This window comes from Mesorhizobium sp. BR1-1-2 (assembly GCF_020165435.1).
Taxonomy (GTDB): Bacteria; Pseudomonadota; Alphaproteobacteria; order Rhizobiales; family Rhizobiaceae; genus Mesorhizobium.
Genome location: NZ_JAIUID010000004.1, coordinates 553,897 through 570,576 on the forward strand (window position 1 = coordinate 553,897; position 16,680 = coordinate 570,576).

16 protein-coding genes are annotated in these 16,680 nt (G+C 63.9%); 15 read left to right on the top strand and 1 reads right to left on the bottom strand.

Features of this window, described 5'->3' with window-relative positions:
• Nucleotides 1–101: 101 nt before the first annotated feature.
• The 12 genes from LB551_RS12315 to LB551_RS12370 are packed head-to-tail and all read left to right on the top strand — an operon-like array spanning nucleotide 102 to nucleotide 12,012.
• Complete coding sequence (locus tag LB551_RS12315) at nucleotides 102–758, top strand: cytochrome c3 family protein (protein ID WP_224659306.1); 657 nt, start codon at nucleotides 102–104, stop codon at nucleotides 756–758.
• A complete protein-coding gene (locus LB551_RS12320; RefSeq protein ID WP_224659307.1) occupies nucleotides 742–3,717 on the top strand; it encodes a TAT-variant-translocated molybdopterin oxidoreductase in 2,976 nt (991 codons plus the stop codon). Before LB551_RS12315 ends, LB551_RS12320 begins: the two co-directional genes overlap by 17 nt.
• Nucleotides 3,710–5,083 (top strand): NrfD/PsrC family molybdoenzyme membrane anchor subunit, encoded by a 1,374-nt coding sequence (gene nrfD, locus LB551_RS12325; protein WP_140549746.1) that lies wholly within the window; start codon nucleotides 3,710–3,712, stop codon nucleotides 5,081–5,083. Before LB551_RS12320 ends, nrfD begins: the two co-directional genes overlap by 8 nt.
• Nucleotides 5,080–5,607: a DUF3341 domain-containing protein gene (locus tag LB551_RS12330; protein WP_224659308.1), complete on the top strand. Its 528-nt coding sequence runs from the start codon at nucleotides 5,080–5,082 to the stop codon at nucleotides 5,605–5,607. Before nrfD ends, LB551_RS12330 begins: the two co-directional genes overlap by 4 nt.
• Nucleotides 5,604–6,140, top strand: coding sequence for a c-type cytochrome (locus LB551_RS12335; RefSeq protein WP_224659309.1), 537 nt, complete (start codon nucleotides 5,604–5,606; stop codon nucleotides 6,138–6,140). Before LB551_RS12330 ends, LB551_RS12335 begins: the two co-directional genes overlap by 4 nt.
• Entirely contained in the window at nucleotides 6,137–7,276 is a 1,140-nt protein-coding gene (locus tag LB551_RS12340; RefSeq protein WP_224659310.1) for a hypothetical protein, read from the top strand. The genes LB551_RS12335 and LB551_RS12340 overlap by 4 nt, the downstream gene beginning before the upstream one ends.
• Nucleotides 7,269–7,769: a hypothetical protein gene (locus LB551_RS12345; RefSeq protein WP_224659311.1), complete on the top strand. Its 501-nt coding sequence runs from the start codon at nucleotides 7,269–7,271 to the stop codon at nucleotides 7,767–7,769. Before LB551_RS12340 ends, LB551_RS12345 begins: the two co-directional genes overlap by 8 nt.
• Nucleotides 7,766–8,518 carry an SCO family protein gene (locus LB551_RS12350; RefSeq protein ID WP_224659312.1) on the top strand — a complete coding sequence of 251 codons (753 nt, stop codon included), beginning with the start codon at nucleotides 7,766–7,768 and terminating at the stop codon, nucleotides 8,516–8,518. The genes LB551_RS12345 and LB551_RS12350 overlap by 4 nt, the downstream gene beginning before the upstream one ends.
• The gene (gene coxB, locus LB551_RS12355) at nucleotides 8,515–9,474 is read left to right on the top strand and encodes a cytochrome c oxidase subunit II (RefSeq protein WP_224659313.1); all 960 of its coding nucleotides are present in this window, start codon (nucleotides 8,515–8,517) and stop codon (nucleotides 9,472–9,474) included. Before LB551_RS12350 ends, coxB begins: the two co-directional genes overlap by 4 nt.
• Nucleotides 9,471–11,114 carry a cytochrome c oxidase subunit I gene (gene ctaD / locus LB551_RS12360; RefSeq protein ID WP_224659314.1) on the top strand — a complete coding sequence of 548 codons (1,644 nt, stop codon included), beginning with the start codon at nucleotides 9,471–9,473 and terminating at the stop codon, nucleotides 11,112–11,114. The genes coxB and ctaD overlap by 4 nt, the downstream gene beginning before the upstream one ends.
• Nucleotides 11,111–11,752: a cytochrome c oxidase subunit 3 gene (locus tag LB551_RS12365; RefSeq protein WP_224659315.1), complete on the top strand. Its 642-nt coding sequence runs from the start codon at nucleotides 11,111–11,113 to the stop codon at nucleotides 11,750–11,752. The genes ctaD and LB551_RS12365 overlap by 4 nt, the downstream gene beginning before the upstream one ends.
• Before the next feature lie 5 nt (nucleotides 11,753–11,757).
• Nucleotides 11,758–12,012: a cytochrome C oxidase subunit IV family protein gene (locus tag LB551_RS12370; protein ID WP_224659316.1), complete on the top strand. Its 255-nt coding sequence runs from the start codon at nucleotides 11,758–11,760 to the stop codon at nucleotides 12,010–12,012.
• Between the two features lie 38 nt (nucleotides 12,013–12,050).
• On the opposite strand, the gene LB551_RS12375 is transcribed toward LB551_RS12370, so the two are convergent.
• Nucleotides 12,051–12,488 (bottom strand): GFA family protein, encoded by a 438-nt coding sequence (locus LB551_RS12375; RefSeq protein WP_140549755.1) that lies wholly within the window; start codon nucleotides 12,486–12,488, stop codon nucleotides 12,051–12,053.
• A gap of 633 nt (nucleotides 12,489–13,121) precedes the next feature.
• On the opposite strand from LB551_RS12375, the gene LB551_RS12380 reads away from it, so the two are divergent.
• The 3 genes from LB551_RS12380 to LB551_RS12390 are packed head-to-tail and all read left to right on the top strand — an operon-like array spanning nucleotide 13,122 to nucleotide 16,671.
• Nucleotides 13,122–14,657, top strand: coding sequence for a sugar ABC transporter ATP-binding protein (locus LB551_RS12380; RefSeq protein WP_224659317.1), 1,536 nt, complete (start codon nucleotides 13,122–13,124; stop codon nucleotides 14,655–14,657).
• Nucleotides 14,654–15,646 (top strand): ABC transporter permease, encoded by a 993-nt coding sequence (locus LB551_RS12385; protein WP_224659318.1) that lies wholly within the window; start codon nucleotides 14,654–14,656, stop codon nucleotides 15,644–15,646. The genes LB551_RS12380 and LB551_RS12385 overlap by 4 nt, the downstream gene beginning before the upstream one ends.
• Nucleotides 15,643–16,671: an ABC transporter permease gene (locus LB551_RS12390; RefSeq protein WP_224659319.1), complete on the top strand. Its 1,029-nt coding sequence runs from the start codon at nucleotides 15,643–15,645 to the stop codon at nucleotides 16,669–16,671. Before LB551_RS12385 ends, LB551_RS12390 begins: the two co-directional genes overlap by 4 nt.
• Nucleotides 16,672–16,680: the final 9 nt, after the last annotated feature.

Here is a 16,680-nt window from a genome sequence, read left to right on the forward strand (position 1 = left end):
CTCACCATTTTGTGAGCATTCCGCGTTGACGGAACCTTTGTCGCTTTGCCGCCGTTAGGCGCTCGATCCAAAAGCTTGTTCCAAGCGAAAAATCGGCGAGGATGCCGCAGGTTTTTTCCAGCAACGCCAATGGGATTGCCCGCTTTTTTCTGTGGGGTGTTTGCTGTTTCGCGCTTCTGGCGGCCGTCGGCGGCACGGCGTTTTTGCGTTCAGGGTTCGTTACTGGCGTGGGGCAACCCGTGGCCCAGGCCGTTCCCTTTAGCCACAAGCATCATGTCGGCGATATCGGACTGGACTGTCGTTATTGCCACAACGGGGTCGAGACGTCAGCCTCGGCGGGACTGCCGGCAACGGAAGTGTGCATGACCTGTCATTCGCAGCTCTTCACCAATGCCGAGATGTTGGCGCCGGTGCGCGCAAGTCTCGCTTCGGGACAGCCGCTGCAATGGCAGCGGGTCAATGCGGTGCCGGATTTCGTTTACTTCAACCACTCCATCCATATCGCCAAGGGCGTCGCCTGCGAGACCTGCCATGGCGCGGTTGACGAGATGCCGCTGACGCGACGGGCGCATTCATTGTCGATGGAGTGGTGCCTTGGCTGCCACCGCGACCCAGGTCCCAACCTTCGCCCGCCGCAAGACGTTTTCCTGATGCACTGGAAGCCGCCTGACGACATCGAGCAGATCCGGCGTTCCCTGATCAGCGTGCTCGACATTCATCCCGAGACGATGACGGATTGCTATGTCTGCCACCGCTGACCGAAACCCGGCTTTCGATCTTGCGGCATTGCGGCTCGCCGCGGCGGGGCGCGAGCCATGGCGAAGCCTGGACGAACTGGCTGACACGGCGGAATTCCAGCGCTTTGTGGAGGCGGAATTCCCCGCGATGGCCGATCGCCTTCAGCCTGGCTTCGATCGGCGCACCGTCTTGAAACTGATGGGAGCATCGCTGTCGCTGGCTGGGCTGACTGCCTGCAGCGAGGCCGAGAGCATCGTGCCTTATGTCCGCCAGCCGGAGAATATCATCCCCGGCCGGCCGCTCTACTACGCGACAGCCCTCTCCAGCGATGGCTACGGCATCGGAGCCGTGATCGAGAGCCATGAAGGCCGGCCGACAAAGGTCGAGGGCAACCCGGATCATCCGGCATCGCGCGGCGCCACCGATGCCGTCATGCAGGCGGCGGTGTTGTCGCTGTTCGATCCCGAGCGGTCTCGCACGCCGCTCAGGAAGGGCGAGCCGGCGAGTTACGACGAGTTCCTGAAAGAGATCGCCGAACTGGCTGGTGGATTCCTCGCTTCAGGCGGGCAAGGGCTGGCACTGCTGCTCGAAGCGACGACATCGCCGACGACGAAGGCGCAGATCGCGGCGCTGAGGGCGCACTATCCCAGACTTCGTGTCTTCCGGCACGATCCGCTTGCGGCCAATTCCGGTGAACAGGCAACGGGTACATTGTTCGGCAGGCCGTTGACGTCGATCTACCGTTTCGACCGCGCCGATGTGATCGTCAGCCTGGATGCCGATTTCCTGGGCGATGGCCCGGGGCGCCTGGCCTATGCTCGTGATTTCGCGCAGCGGCGGCGGGTGCGCAAATCGACGGACACGATGAGCCGCCTCTATGTCGTCGAGGCGACTCCCACCATCACGGGTGCCGCCGCCGACCATCGCCGCGCCGTCAGGCCAAGCGCCGTCGCAAGCGTCGCGGCGGCAATCAAGGCCGCTCTCGAGGGCAACAATGCGGCGGCTGGCTTGTCGCCGCTCGGTCCGGAGTGGACAAATGCGCTTGCCGACGATCTGCGCGGCGCCGGCCGCGACGCGCTCGTGGTGCCCGGGGCGCACCAGACACCGTCCGTGCATGTCTTGGCCCTCGCGATGAATGCCAGGCTTGGCGCCCTTGGCAACACGCTGCAACTGATCGAGCCGCCTGATGCCATGCCGATCGATGGTGATCTTGCAGCGCTCTGCCGGGTCGTCACAGATGGTTCGATCGACAAGGTCGTCGTGCTCGGCGCCAATCCCTTGCACACGGCGCCATCGGACATCGATGCGCGGAAGGCTTTTTCGAGCCTGAAGCTTCTTGTTCATTGGGGACTCTATCGCGATGAGACCGCGTTTCTGGCTCAATGGCATATTCCGGCCGCGCATGAGTTGGAGAGCTGGAGCGATATCCGGGCCTATGACGGTACGGTCTCGATCGTGCAGCCGCTCATAGAGCCTCTGTTCGGTGGCAAGAGCCTGCATCAGTTGCTTGCAGCGCTGGGCGGTGAATTCGGCGCCAATGCGCAGGCACCGGTGCGCCGGACGTGGGCCGCCATGGACGCGGTGGCCTGGCGCAAGGCGCTGCGCGACGGTGTCGTACCGGACAGTGCTGCCGCCCCCGCTGTCGTTTCGGCACCGCCGGATAGCGATAGCTCCGAACCGAATGCCGTCGCCAAAGGGCTGGAGGTTCGCTTCGTCGCCGATCCCTGGCTTCGCGACGGCCGCCACGCCAATTCATCCTGGCTTCAGGAATTGCCCAGGCCGCTAAGCAAGCTCGTCTGGGGCAATGCGGCGCTGGTGTCGCCAGCCACAGCGCAGCGCCTGGGGCTCGAAAACGGGCAGGTGGTCAACCTAGCGCAGGACGGCAGGACGCTAGACGCACCCGTCTGGATCACGCCGGGACAGCCTGACGACACGGTGACGCTGTCGCTCGGATTTGGACGCAAGGCCGGCTCGGTGGCGGCACTCGCTGGCGGCTACGATGCCTTCGCGATCCGGACCAGCGATGCGCCATGGTTTGCCGACAATGTCGTCCTGACCCCGCGCGGCGGTTCGGCGCGCGTGGTGACGACCCAGCATCATCAGGCGATGGAGGGCAGGGCGATCATCCGCCATGCCTCCCTCGATGCGTTCAGGGCAAATCCCCATTTCGTGCGCGACGGCGTGCCGCCAGCGCCCATGGAATCGCTCTACCCCGACTGGAACTACGACCAGGAAGCCTGGGGCATGTCGATCGACCTGTCGGCTTGCATCGGCTGCATGGCCTGCGTTTCGGCCTGCCAGGCTGAGAACAACATCGCGACGGTGGGGCCGGACGAGGCGGCACTCGGCCACGAAATGCACTGGCTGCGCATCGACCGCTACTATGCAGGCGGGATCGACGATCCGGACACCTTCTTCCAGCCGGTGCCGTGCATGCATTGCGAGAAGGCGCCGTGCGAGGTGGTCTGTCCGGTCAATGCGACCATCCATACGCATGACGGGCTGAACGCGCAGGTTTACAACCGCTGTATCGGCACGCGCTACTGCTCGCAGAACTGTCCCTACAAGGTGCGGCGGTTCAATTTCCTGGAGTACCAGGAGTTCGACAAGGACAGCGCGGGGCCCGAGCAGGCCGTCCACAATCCCGATGTCACCGTGCGTTCGCGCGGCGTCATGGAAAAATGCAGCTACTGCGTACAGCGCATTTCGCAAAAACGGATCCGCGCCCAGATCGAGAACCGGGAGATCGAGGACGGTGAAATCGTCACCGCCTGCCAGCAGGCGTGCCCGACACAAGCCATCACCTTCGGCGATCTCAACAGGAAGGATTCGCAGGTCGTCCAGGAAAAGGCCTCGCCGCACAATTACGCGCTGCTGGAAGAACTGAACACAAGGCCGCGCACCACCTATCTGGGCAAGGTCAGCAACCCGAACGACCGGCTCGCCGCGGCATCCAGCCCGGAGGGCGGCGATGGCTGACGTGGCCGCCCGCAGGACGAGCAAAGGCGTGACACCTGTGCTGCGCGGGCGTCACGATTTTCCAGAGATTAGCGGCCGTATCAGCGCGGTGGTCCTGCAAGGGAAGCTGCCGCGTTTCTTCTGGTCGGCGTTCTTCGTCTGCTTCGCCTTCGTATTGCTGTTCCTCTACTCCATCACCTACCTGGTCTCGGTCGGCGTCGGCGCCTATGGGGTCAACGTTCCCGTGGTCTGGGGCACGATGATCTCGAGTTTCGTGTGGTGGATCGGCATTGGCCATGCCGGCACGCTGATCTCGGCGGTGCTGCTGCTGCTGCGCCAGCCCTGGCGCGCCTCGATCAACCGCTTCGCCGAAGCGATGACGCTGTTTGCGGTGGCGATGGCCGGCCTTTACCCGATCCTGCATCTTGGCCGGCCGTGGTTCTTCTATTGGCTGCTGCCCCTGCCCAACACCCACATGCATTGGCCGCAATGGCGCAGCCCGCTGGTCTGGGACTTCGCCGCGATTTCCACCTACGCCACCGTCTCGCTGCTGTTCTGGTACACGGGACTGCTGCCCGATCTCGGCGTGCTGCGCGACCGGGCGAAGTCGCGCGCCGGGCAACTTTTCTACGGCATACTGGCGCTTGGCTGGCGCGGCTCGGCCTATCATTGGGCGCGCTATCGGACGGTCTATTTCCTGATGGCGGCGCTCGCGACACCGCTGGTCGTCTCGGTGCATTCGATCGTCGCTCTCGATTTCACCTTCGCCATCACGCCGGGCTTCCATTCGACGATCTTCCCGCCCTATTTCGTCGCCGGCGCGCTCCTCTCCGGCTTCGCCATGGTGCTGACCATCGCCATTCCCTTGCGCTGGGCATTCGCTGTGGAGGACCTGATCACGCCGCGCCACATGGACAACGCCGCCAAACTGATGATCGCGGCTGGCATGATCGTCATCTACGGCTATGCGTCGGAAGCGTTCTTCTCCTGGTATTCGGGTGAGCCTTACGAGCGCGCGATGATGGTCCAGCGCGCCGTCGGCCCTTATGCACCGCTGTTCTGGACCATGCTCTTCTGCAATTGCGCGGTGCTGCAACTGCTTTGGTTTCGCCGCGTGCGATCCAATATGCCGCTGCTGTTTTCGATCGCGCTGGTCATCAACATCGGCATGTGGCTTGAGCGCTATATCATCGTGGTGACCGGCCCGAGCCGCGACTACCTGCCGTCGTCCTGGGGCGAGCAGTCGCTGACCTGGCTCGATTTCGGCATCCTGTTCGGATCGATCGGCACCTTCTTCGCGCTTGTCTTCCTGTTCATCCGCATCCTGCCGGCGATCACCATCTTCGAGGTCGAAGAACTGGCCGAGCAGAAAGGCCGCGCGGCATGAGCGTCCATGGTGTCATCGCGGCTTTCGCCGATGCGGATGCGCTGACCAGGGCGGCGCAAACGATGCGCGACAAGGGCTACCGGCATATGGATGCGTTCTCGCCGTTCGAGGTGCATGGCCTGATAGACATATTGGGCATGCGAAAGACACGGTTGCCGTGGGTCATGCTGGCCGGCGGCGTCGCCGGCGGCGTGCTGGCCTATGCATTGATCCTTTATTCCGTCGAGATTGACTATCCGGTCAATGTCGGCGGCCGGCCGCTGCATTCCTGGCCGCCGTTCACGGTCATCGCCTTCGAAGCCGCGATCCTGGCCAGCGTGTTTGCCGGCTTCTTCGGCATGCTGGCCGCGAACCGGCTGCCGCAATACTATCACCCCGTCTTCAACGCCGAGAGCTTTACCTACGCGCGCGGCGGCAAGTTCTACCTGCTGATCGAGGCCACCGACCCGAAATACCGCAAGAGCGTCACCAAGGGGCAACTGACACGGCTTGGCGCCGAGACGGTCGAGGAGGTGGCGACATGAACCCGCGGCTGCTTTTGCCGGTTTGCCTGCTCCTCGGCGCCTGCAAGCAGGACATGGCCGACCAGCCTCGCTACGATCCGCTCGAAAACAGCAGAGTGTTCGCCGACGGCATGTCGGCAAGGACACCGGTCGAAGGTACGGTGACGCGCGACGCTGACCTGGCGGCGACGCCGGACAAATCCCCGTACCCGATCACCATGGCGCTGCTTCAGCGTGGGCAGCAACGCTTCGATATCTTCTGCTCTCCCTGCCACGGCCGCACCGGCGACGGGCACGGGATGGTGGTCAGGCGCGGTTTCCCGCCGCCTCCGACCTACCATCAGGATGCCCTTCGCAAGGCGCCGGACCGGCATTTCTACGACGTCATCACAAACGGCTACGGTGCGATGTATCCCTATGCCGCGCGTGTCGAGCCGCGGGACCGCTGGGCGATCGTGGCCTACATCCGGGCGCTGCAATATTCGCGTCATGCTGCGGCCGGCAGGCTGCCCGAATCCCTTCGCGCGAAACTCGATGCGGAGGCGGCACGATGAAGCGCGCCGCCCGGCCCGACGGCTACCTCGTCCTGCTGCTCGTGGTGGCCGCCGCGGGGCTCTGTCTGTGCGCGGCCGGGCTGTTCGTCGCCCCGCGCGCGACACTGGCCGGCTGGCTGATGATGGCGGTATCCCTGCTCGGATTGCCGCTCGGTGCAATGACCCTGCTCATGGTGCACGGGCTGACCGGGGGGCGCTGGGGCGATGCGTTGCGGCCGCCGCTGCGGGCGGCCGTCGCGACCTTGCCTGTCGCGCTGCTGTTGATGCTGCCGGTGCTTGCGCGGCCCGATCTGGTCTTTCCCTGGGCAGGAGCCGATACGACTGCGCTGACGGAAGTGGCGCGCCAGAAACTGACCTATCTCAACGTGCCATTCTTCGTCGTTCGTTTCATTGCCTGTGCTCTCGTCTGGCTGGCGCTGGCTTGGCTTGTGATTGGCTGGACGGCGCCCGGTTCGGAAAGGGTTGCAAGCAGGCCTGGCGGCGGCTACGCCATCGGGCTCGTCGCGCACGGCTTTGCCGTGACGGTGTTTGCCATCGACTGGATGATGTCGATAGAGCCGGATTTCTACTCCACCATCTATGCGATGCTCGAAGCGGCGGCCGAGGTCGTCGGCGTGTGCGGGCTGGCGCTGGCGGTGCTTTCGGCGGGCCGCACGATCGAGTCGGCGCCGGGTGGCGAGGAGAACGTGGCGCTCGGCGAAGACCTCGCCAACATGCTGTTCGGCTTCATGCTCATCTGGGCCTATCTGGCATTCATGCAGTGGCTGGTCGTCTGGGGCGGCGACCTGCCCGACGAAATCCATTGGTATGTCATCCGTGGTCGAAATGGCTGGCAGTATCTGCTTTGGCTGCTGATCGCGCTGCAATTTGCCTTGCCCTTCGCCGGTTTCCTGAACCGCTCCGTCAAGCGCAGCCGCGTTGGCCTGATAGGGCTCGGCGCGCTCCTGCTGGCCGGACATTTCGCCGATGTCGCCTGGCGCATCCGCCCGCCTTTGTCCGTCCTCGGTGCAGGAGTGTCGTGGCCGGATCTCGCGGCAATTGCCGGCGCAGGCGGCATCTGGTGCGGATGCTTCGTCTATGTCTGGACCAGGCCGGATCGCATCGCTGTCTGGCGCGGGAGGCCGGCCCGTGGCTAAGGTCGTGCGTCATCCCGAAACACGCGATGTCTGGCCGAGGGCGCTCGTGCTCATTGGCCTCGGCCTACTTGTCTTCCTGGCGCTCGCCGCGCTTGGGCTGAGGCTGATTTTCGATACGGCCCCGTTCTGGCCACTTGCGGGCACGCAGATGAAGGGCAGCGCCGCAGGTCCTGCCTTGCAGCATTCTCCCGGGGCCGATCTTGCCGCGTTCCGTCAGCAGGAAGACCGTGAACTCGACACACTGGGCTGGGTCGACCGCAATGGCGGCATCGCGCGCATTCCGATCGACGACGCCATGAAGCTGGTCGCCGCGCAGGGGCTGCCGGACTGGGCGGGAACGCCCGCTGCGGCCGGTGAGGACTGCGCCTTGCTCGAAGGCCAGGTTCCGCGTGCGCCGCAGGCTGGCATTTGCCGCGCCAATGCGGACGTGGCGCAGCCAAACCCCACGACGCCGCAGCACCAGGCCGCACCGGCCACGGGGGCGAGGCCATGAGGCGTTCGGCCCTGCTGCTTGTGCTCCTTGCTGCAATGACCGCCGGCGTTTGCGCGCGGCCGGCTTTCGACCCGCAGATCGGCGCGCAACTCAGCCTCGACACGGTCTTCCGCGAGGCTTCGGGCGGACGGCAGACGCTTTCCGGCATCCTCGGCGGGCGGCCGGCGCTGCTCATCTTCGGTTACGACAAATGCCCCAACCTCTGCGGCGTGACCCAGCAGGCGGTTGCCTCGGATCTGAACAAGACCGGCCTCGATCCTGCGACCTACCATGCTCTCTTCGTCTCGATAGATGCTTCCGAGACCAGCGCGGATGCGGCGTCGGTGCGAACCGAGGTCGGGCGTTCCGCCGGTCAGGCAGGGTTGTCCGCGTGGCGCTTCCTGACCAGCGAGGATGGCGCTGGCGCGGCCCTTGCCGCGGAGGCCGGGATCACATTCGATCGGCGCGACCGGATCTCGCAATATGTCCACCCGATCGCGGTCATCGCGCTAACGCCGCAGGGCCGGATCGCGCAAGTCCTTCCGGCGCTGAGCTTCGAGCCGCGGGACCTCAGGCTTGCCCTGGTCGAGGCGTCGGCCCGGCGGCTTGGCTCCATCGCCGATCACGTCTTTCTGCTGTGTGCCGGCTTCGACGCGTCAAAGGGCCAGTACACGCCAGCGATCTGGGCAGTCGTGAAAGTGACAGGCATGGCGACGCTGCTTGGCCTTGGCGCCACTATCCTCGTACTTTCGCGAAGGAGGCCGATTTGACGTTCGGCATCCCCTTTACGCCGCCGGAGGCCTCCTCGATTGCCAGCAGTGTCGACGCGCTGTTCTACGTCCTGCTTGCCTTCACCGTCGCGCTGGGCGTCTTCTTGACCAGCCTGGTCGTTTTCTACGCGATCAAATATCGCGCCGGCTCCAAGGTGGAACGAACGGGGGAGCGTGCGCGCAGCACGCCGCTCGAGGTCACCTGGACAGTCGCCAGCCTGCTGATCGCTTTCACCATCTTCGGATGGGGAGCCGTGCTGTTCCTGCGCCGCGAGCATCCGCCGCTCGACGCGCTCGAGATCGCCGGCCTCGGCAAGCAATGGATGTGGGAGTTTCGTCATCCTGGCGGTCAGCGTGAAATCAACGAACTGCATGTGCCGGTCGGCAAGGCGGTGATCGTGTCGCTGGCATCGCAGGACGTGATCCACTCATTCTTCGTACCTGCCTTCCGGGTCAAACAGGACGCGGTGCCGGGACGCACGACGCATGTCTGGTTCATCGCCAGCGAGCCCGGACGGTATCATTTGTTCTGCGCGCAATATTGCGGCACCCAGCATTCGGAGATGGGCGGCTGGGTGACCGTGATGCCGCCGCAAGAATATGCGGCGTGGCTGGGCAACCAGGGCCAGGGTGAAACGCTTGCGGCCGACGGCGAAAAACTCTTCCGCGCGCTCGGCTGCTCCGGCTGCCATGGCAATTCCAGCAAGGTGAGGGCGCCGGATCTGGCCGGGGTCTTCGGACGGCCGGTGGCCCTTGACAATCAACAGACCGTCATTGCCGACGAACGCTATCTGCGCGATTCCATCCTCAATCCGAAGAAGGAGATCGCCGCAGGATATGAGCCCGTGATGCCGAGTTTCGATGGTCTTGTCGACGAGCAGGAGTTGCAGATGCTTTTGGCTTACCTGAAATCCCTGTCACCGCGGGCAACCAGGGAAAGCGGGGCGACCCAATGAGCAGGCAAGCCTTGGCGCCGTCGAGCTATCTGCATGGGGAGGCCGGACCTGCCGCCTGGCTCTTGACCACCGACCACAAGCGCGTCGCCTGGCTCTACTTGATGTCGCTGACGGCATTCTTCTTTCTTGGCGGCGCCTTCGCCGTGATGATGCGGATCGAACTCGCGTCGCCTGCGGGCGATCTGGTGTCGGACGATGTCTATAACAGGCTGTTTTCCCTGCATGGCATCATCATGGTGTGGTTCTTCCTGGTGCCGTCGATCCCCGCGACGCTCGGCAATTTCCTGCTGCCGCTGATGATCGGCGCGCGCGATCTCGCTTTTCCGCGGCTCAATCTCGCCAGCTGGTACGTGTTCATCTTCGGCAGCGCCTTTGCCCTGGCCGCGGTGCTCGCCGGCGGGGTCGACACGGGGTGGACCTTCTACACGCCGCTCTCCACGCTCTATGCCAACGGCTTCGTATCGATGGCCGCGCTGGGCGTCTTCATCGTCGGCTTCTCGACTATCATGACCGGCATCAATTTCATCGTCACCGTCCACACGCTACGGGCGCCGGGGCTGACCTGGTTCAGGCTGCCGATCTTCGTCTGGACGATGTATGCCACCGCGCTGGTCATGGTGCTGGCGACGCCGGTGCTGGCCGCCTCGCTGATCCTGATCGTGCTGGAGCGTGCCTTCGGTATCGGCATCTTCAATCCCGCTCTGGGCGGCGACCCGCTGCTGTTCCAGCATCTGTTCTGGTTCTACTCGCACCCCGCGGTCTACATCATGATCCTGCCCGGCATGGGCGTTGTTTCCGAAGTGCTGCCCTGCTTCAGCAAGCGCCCGCTGTTCGGCTACAAGGCGGTGGCAATGTCTTCGATGGCGATTGCCGTGTTCGGCTTCCTGGTCTGGGGTCACCATATGTTCGTATCAGGCCAGTCGGCCTATGCCGGCATCGTGTTCTCGTTCCTGTCGTTCTGCGTCGCGATCCCCTCGGCGATAAAAGTGTTCAACTGGACCCTGACGCTGCGCAAGGGCGAGATCACTTTCGAGACGCCCATGCTTTATGCGCTGTTTTTCCTGGCGCTGTTCACTTTCGGGGGGCTGGCCGGCCTGTTCCTGGCCGCTCTCGCCGTCGACGTCCACGTTCATGACACCTATTTCGTCGTGGCGCATTTCCATTACATCATGGTTGGCGGCATGGTGACGGCCTATATGGCGGGATTGCATTTCTGGTGGCCGAAGATCACCGGCCGCGTCTATTCCGAAACCTGGGGCCGCATCGCCGCGACCGTGACCTTCCTCGGCTTCAACCTGACTTTCTTTCCGCAATTCGTGCTCGGTTTTCTCGGCATGCCGCGGCGCTATCACACCTACCCGCCGGAGTTTCAGTTCTGGCACGTATTGTCCTCCGCCGGTGCAGTCGTGCTGGCCGTCGGCTACCTGATGCCGCTGCTCTATCTTGGCTGGTCGCTGTTTCGCGGCGCGCGGGCGCCGGCCAACCCGTGGGGCGCGACCGGCCTTGAATGGCAGACGGCTTCGCCGCCGCCCCCGCATAATTTCGACATCGTGCCGGTGGTCAGGCGGCCGGCCTATGACTATGCCATGAAAGGCCTGAGGCACGAGACGTTCAGCCCGCACAGGGACGAAGCCTCATGAGCGGGTCGACCGAAAGCATTGCCTTCGACACACGGGCCCGCGAGAAGGCCGCCGATGCGTTCGGCATGTGGATTTTCATCGGCTCCGAGGCGATGCTGTTCGGCGCGATCGTGCTGGTGTTCCTCTACGCCCGATTAAGCTATGGTGCGGCATTCGCCGCGGCGTCACAGCATCTGTCATTGCCACTCGGCACGCTGAATACGGCGGTCCTGATCACCAGCAGTTTCGCGATGGCACTTGCCCATATGTTCACCGCGGCGCGGCGTTGGCGGCCCGCCTTCTGGGCCCTGATGTCCACGAGCCTGCTTGGCTGCATGTTCCTGGTGATCAAGGCGATCGAATACGGCAAGGAATTCAGCGAGGGCCTGGCGCCGGTGCTTGGCGCGCCATTCAGCTTCGCAGGCCCCGATCCGGCCCATGCCGAGTTCTTCTTCGCGCTCTATTTCGCCATGACATCGCTGCACGCGCTGCATCTGATAGGCGGCATCGCGGTGATCGCCGGCATGCTGTTGCTCTGGCCGGGGAGCGCGCAGGCCAGCCGGGCGCGCCGCGTGCAGGCGATCGGACTCTATTGGCATTTCGTCGACATCGTCTGGGTGTTCCTGTTCCCGGTCCTCTATCTGATCAACCGGGCCTGACGACGATGAGCGACCTCGCCAAGCTCACATTCGCCTATCTCGCGCTGCTCGCCTTGCTGGCGCTTACCGTCGGCTCTTCGTTTCTCGACCTTGGCGGATTCAATTCCGCGATCAACCTCGCCGCGGCGGCCGCCAAGACAGTGGTGATCGCGCTGCTGTTCATGCATCTGGCGGGCGAGGGCATCCTCCCCAGGCTTGCGGTCGCGGCGGTGGGCCTGTGGCTGGCCATTCTCTTCGGCCTGACCCTGATCGGGCAATAGCCTGGGCCTTGTAGTAGAGCGGTTCTGTTTGAGGGCCATCAACGGTCGCGCGGATTGCCCAGGGCTGGATCGCGGCGCCTCGTGTAGCCGTCGACGCGGGGCAAGCCGTCGGCCATTTCGATGAATGGCAGGCGCATATCCCAATAGGCCTGTGCCTGTGGCGGAAACCGCTCCGGCGCGTCCATGAAGCCGATCGAGACATAGAGTTCGTCAGGCAGGCCTTCGTCGGCATAGAAGATCGAGGTACCGCAATCGGCGCAGAAGGAGCGAACGACCCCCTTCGTCTTCGAAAAGGTCTTCGGCTTCCCGGCGGTCAGTTCGACTTGGTGCGGACGATAGCCGATCCAGATGGTCATAGGTCCGCCGATCGCCCGTCGGCAATCGTCGTCATGGTCGAAGCAGATCCAGAAGGGCTCTCCTTCCATCACCGCCGTGACGGCACCGCAGAAACAATGTCCGCGCTCGATGCGAGCCATGTTGCTGCTCGTTATCAGAGACTGTCGGTCGTCAGGACGGCGCTTCCGCTGCGGTCGAGCATGGATTTTCTCCGAAGCTGTTGGGGGATCTGATCCCGCGGGGTCAACGCAACGCCGCCAAATTGGTTTCCGGCCATAGGGGCGGCGGCGGATTCAAATCCGCGCTTCCGGCTTAGCCGCTGGAACCTGCCGGTCGAAACCAGGTTATGACTGTGCCAAAGGAGGATCGGCCCATGACTGGACACGAAAATCGCCGCGAAACTGGTGCCACCAAATATCCTGCCAGGAGCGACGGCGATCCCGCCGATTCATTCTCCCAGGACGCCGCAGGCAACAAGCCGCCGGCGTCCGGGCAAGGCCTGACGCGCCCTTCAGGCGAGGTGAATGAGAAAACGCATCAGTCCGATGGGCAGAATCCATCCCGGCGTGCGACCCCAGACCAACCCCGGAAAAAAGGCGCCGGCTCGGCCACTTCCCAAGACGACAAAGTGCCGCCCGGAGATCGGGAGCCTGGTCCGTAGGGTAAAGAATGAACGATTCACAATTGACAAACCGGCGGTGCCTGTGGATTAGTGAGAACGTTCTCAGAGAACGTTCTCACCGCTGCGGCGGACTTACCTTTCGGGAGGAGGTATGGGTACCGACGAGATCCGGCTGGCTGTTCGCATCGCGAACATTGCAAAATCCTACGGACCGACAGTCGCACTCGATTCCGTCTCCATTGATCTGCGGCCAGGCGAAGTCCATGCGCTGTTGGGCGAGAACGGCGCCGGCAAATCGACGCTCGTGAAAATCCTCAGCGGCGTCGTGACGCCTGACGGCGGATCCATGTCGATCTTCGGCAAGCCTTACGCGCCGCATGGCATCGTTAATGCGCGGGCGCAGGGCGTGGCGACGGCCTTTCAGGAACTCAGCCTGCTGCCGAATCTCAGCATCGCCGAGAATCTCGTGCTGCCGAAAATGCCCAAGGGCAAGCTAGGTCTCGTCTCGCGCCGCACCGCCACGGCATCAGCTGGCAAGATTCTTAACGACTACGGTCTCTCCCACTTTCATCCCGACACGCCGGCCGGCGTGCTTTCGCTTTCGGATCGTCAGCGGCTTGAGATCGTGCGCGCCTTCACCCATGCCTCGAAGCTGCTGATCCTCGATGAGCCGACGGCCGCGCTGGCGGACGTCGAATGGCTGTTTGAGCTCGTGCGCCGGCAGAAGAACCTGCAGACCGCCATCCTCTACATTTCCCACCGCCTCGGCGAGGTGCGCACCCTATGTTCGCGCGCCACCATCCTGCGCAATGGCCGCAGCATCGGCACGGTCGAGTTGTCCGGCGCTTCGGATGAGAACATTTTCGAGATGATGGTCGGCCGCAGCGCGCGTGAGACGACCGCCTCGCAGCCCTCGATCCCCGACACCGCGCCCGTCGCGCTCAGTGTTCGGGGCCTCTCCGGCGGCATCTTGCGCGACGTGTCGTTTGATGTCAGGCGAGGTGAGATCGTCGGCATCGCCGCGCTCGAGGGGCAAGGGCAGCGCGACCTGTTCAGGACGATGATCGGCCTCTCCAAAGCGAAAAGCGGCGGCATCGAGATCGACGGCATGCCCGCCCAGATCACCGGCCCGGGCGCCGCGCTTCATTTCGGCAACGGCCTTGCCTACCTGCCGGAGGACCGCAAGTCGGAAGGGATTTTCGCCGGCCTCAGCACCGCCAGCAACATGGTGTTGCCTATCATTTCGCGTATCGCGCAGGGCGGCGTCGTCTGGCCGGCCAGCGAGCGTCGCATTGCAAAAAAAACCGCTGAGGCGGTCGAACTGCAGGAGCGCTATCTGCAGTTCAAGATCGACGAGCTTTCCGGTGGCAACCAGCAGAAGGCGCTCCTGGCGCGCGTCATGATGACGGGCGCGCGCACTCTACTGCTTTTCGATCCGACGCGTGGAGTTGACGTCGGAACCAAGCAGTCGATCTACGAGGCGATCCGGAAGTTCGCCGCCGATGGCGGCTCGGTGCTCTTTTACTCGTCCGAACTGCCGGAACTCGTCCATCTCGCGCATCGCTGCATGGTGCTCTATGGCGGCCGCGTCTTCGCCGAATATCAAGGCGATGCCATCGATGAGCCGACTATCGTCGGCGCGCTGATCGGCCACGCTGCGGGCGCGGTGAATGGAGTGGCCGCATGACCGCGGTCCAGGCAAATCCCGCGCGCCGCCGCTCCGCGTTATGGAGGGCTGTCATCAGCGGCACCGGCATCGTGGCGATGATCTATGTCCTGCTTTATGCGCTCTACGCGTTCTGGCAACCGGATGCGCTTTCGGTCTACACCTTCACCGACCTCGTCAACAACTCGACGCCATTGGCGCTCGCGGCAGCGGGCGAGACGCTGGTCGTCATCAGCCGCGGCTTCGACCTGTCCGTCGCGGGCGTCGTCTCGCTGACCAATGTGCTTATGGCGGTCTATCCGTTGGATGGTCCGGGCGGTGCACTGGCCAGCCTCCTGATGTGCTGCGCGATCGGCGCTGCCGTCGGTGCAATCAACGGCATTCTCGTGGCCAGGCTTGGACTTCAGACCATCGCGGCGACGCTCGGCACGATGATCGTCTGCCAGGGGCTCGCGCTGGTTATCCTGGACGCGCCTGGCGGTATGGTTGCCGACTTCGTCACCTATACGCTGACCGACACCCTGTTCGGCATCATCCCGATCGCCGGGCTGTTTCTGGTTGCCGCCATCGCGCTTTGGCTTGCCTTCAGGCGGACCAATACCGGAATCGGCCTCTATGCGATCGGAGCCGACGAGCAGTCGGCTCGCTTCTCCGGCGTGCCCGTGGCAGGGGTACGCATCACGGCCTTTGTCGGCGCCGGCATCCTCTACGGCGTCGCCGGCTTCATGCTGAGCGCCCAGACGGCGACAGGAAATCCGACAGCCGGCACGCCATTCCTGATGCTCACCTTTGCCGCGGTGGCGCTCGGCGGCACGCCGTTGAGCGGCGGCCGGGGCAGCCTCATTGGCTCGATCGTGGGCGCCGGTACGCTGATGCTTTTGCAGAAGGTGCTTTTCTCGGGTGGGGTCTCGTCCTTCTACACCGGCATATTCCAAGGTTTCGTGCTGGTGCTTGCGATCGTGTTCGGTAGCGCCGTGGCGCGCCTGCTCAAGAAGGAAGAGATCCGGTGAACGCGCATAAGGACGTCGCGACGCGTTTCGAGGCCGATTCCGACCGGCGCGGCAGGCAAAGGCTCGACCGGGAGGTGGTCAATACGCTCGTGGTGTTTGGGCTGAGCATCGTGCTTGTGGTGTGCTCGCGCTTCATCAGTCCGGCGCTGGGTTCCTGGGATCAGGTGCTGACGGTTCTTATCCTCGCGTCCTTCCTGATCGTCTTGTCGTTCGGGCAAGGGCTCGTCATCCTGATCGGCGGGCTTGACCTATCGGTCCCCGCCCTCATCACGCTCGGCGGCGTGTTGACGACGACCTGGATTGGTAACGGCAACGCCGGCATCTGGTACATGCTGCCGGCCATTCTGGTCATTTGCGCGCTGGTCGGCACGATCAGCGGACTGGGGATTGTCTGGCTGAAGGTTCCTCCCTTCATCATGACCATGGCGACCTCGATCGTCGTGGCGTCGGTGGCGCTCGGCTATACCAGCGGGACGCCGCGCGGGGGTTCCCCGTCCGTCTTGCTGTGGCTGATGAAGGAATGGTTCCTCGGCGTGCCGCTGGTCATCTACTTCACCGTCGCTTTCATCCTGTTCGGCTGGTTCCTGCAGAACTTCACTGCGCTCGGCCGCCGGCTCTACGCCCTTGGCACCAACAGGAACGCCGCCCTCATCGCCGGCATCGCTGTCAATCGGCTCGAGCTCGTCCCCTATGCGATCAGTGCCACCTGCGCAGGGTTCGTCGGCATGATGCTGGTGGGCTATTCGAACGGGGCGACGCTGAGGATGGGCGACAGCTACATGCTGCCTTCCATCGCTGCCGTCGTCGTCGGCGGCTCCTCGATCCTCGGCGGCAGCGGAACTTTCATCGGGACGGTCGGCGGCGCAATTCTTCTGACGACACTTGGCACCGTTATCTCCGCTATCGGCCTCAACGAGGGATGGCGCACCGTCATAGAGGGCGCAATCATTGTCGCCGCCCTGCTGGTGCTGCGCGGTGAATTCCTGGCCGATCTCGGAAATCGAATGCTGACGCGGAGGAGGTGACCATGCCTG

What these genes read in the sequence shown, in the direction of transcription:
- LB551_RS12315 (WP_224659306.1), top strand. Translation starts at nt 102, where the DNA reads ATGCCGCAGGTTTTTTCCAGCAACGCCAATGGGATTGCCCGCTTTTTT.
- LB551_RS12320 (WP_224659307.1), top strand. Translation starts at nt 742, where the DNA reads ATGTCTGCCACCGCTGACCGAAACCCGGCTTTCGATCTTGCGGCATTG.
- nrfD (WP_140549746.1), top strand. Translation starts at nt 3,710, where the DNA reads ATGGCTGACGTGGCCGCCCGCAGGACGAGCAAAGGCGTGACACCTGTG.
- LB551_RS12330 (WP_224659308.1), top strand. Translation starts at nt 5,080, where the DNA reads ATGAGCGTCCATGGTGTCATCGCGGCTTTCGCCGATGCGGATGCGCTG.
- LB551_RS12335 (WP_224659309.1), top strand. Translation starts at nt 5,604, where the DNA reads ATGAACCCGCGGCTGCTTTTGCCGGTTTGCCTGCTCCTCGGCGCCTGC.
- LB551_RS12340 (WP_224659310.1), top strand. Translation starts at nt 6,137, where the DNA reads ATGAAGCGCGCCGCCCGGCCCGACGGCTACCTCGTCCTGCTGCTCGTG.
- LB551_RS12350 (WP_224659312.1), top strand. Translation starts at nt 7,766, where the DNA reads ATGAGGCGTTCGGCCCTGCTGCTTGTGCTCCTTGCTGCAATGACCGCC.
- ctaD (WP_224659314.1), top strand. Translation starts at nt 9,471, where the DNA reads ATGAGCAGGCAAGCCTTGGCGCCGTCGAGCTATCTGCATGGGGAGGCC.
- LB551_RS12365 (WP_224659315.1), top strand. Translation starts at nt 11,111, where the DNA reads ATGAGCGGGTCGACCGAAAGCATTGCCTTCGACACACGGGCCCGCGAG.
- LB551_RS12370 (WP_224659316.1), top strand. Translation starts at nt 11,758, where the DNA reads ATGAGCGACCTCGCCAAGCTCACATTCGCCTATCTCGCGCTGCTCGCC.
- LB551_RS12375 (WP_140549755.1), bottom strand. Translation starts at nt 12,488, where the DNA reads ATGGCTCGCATCGAGCGCGGACATTGTTTCTGCGGTGCCGTCACGGCG.
- LB551_RS12380 (WP_224659317.1), top strand. Translation starts at nt 13,122, where the DNA reads ATGGGTACCGACGAGATCCGGCTGGCTGTTCGCATCGCGAACATTGCA.
- LB551_RS12385 (WP_224659318.1), top strand. Translation starts at nt 14,654, where the DNA reads ATGACCGCGGTCCAGGCAAATCCCGCGCGCCGCCGCTCCGCGTTATGG.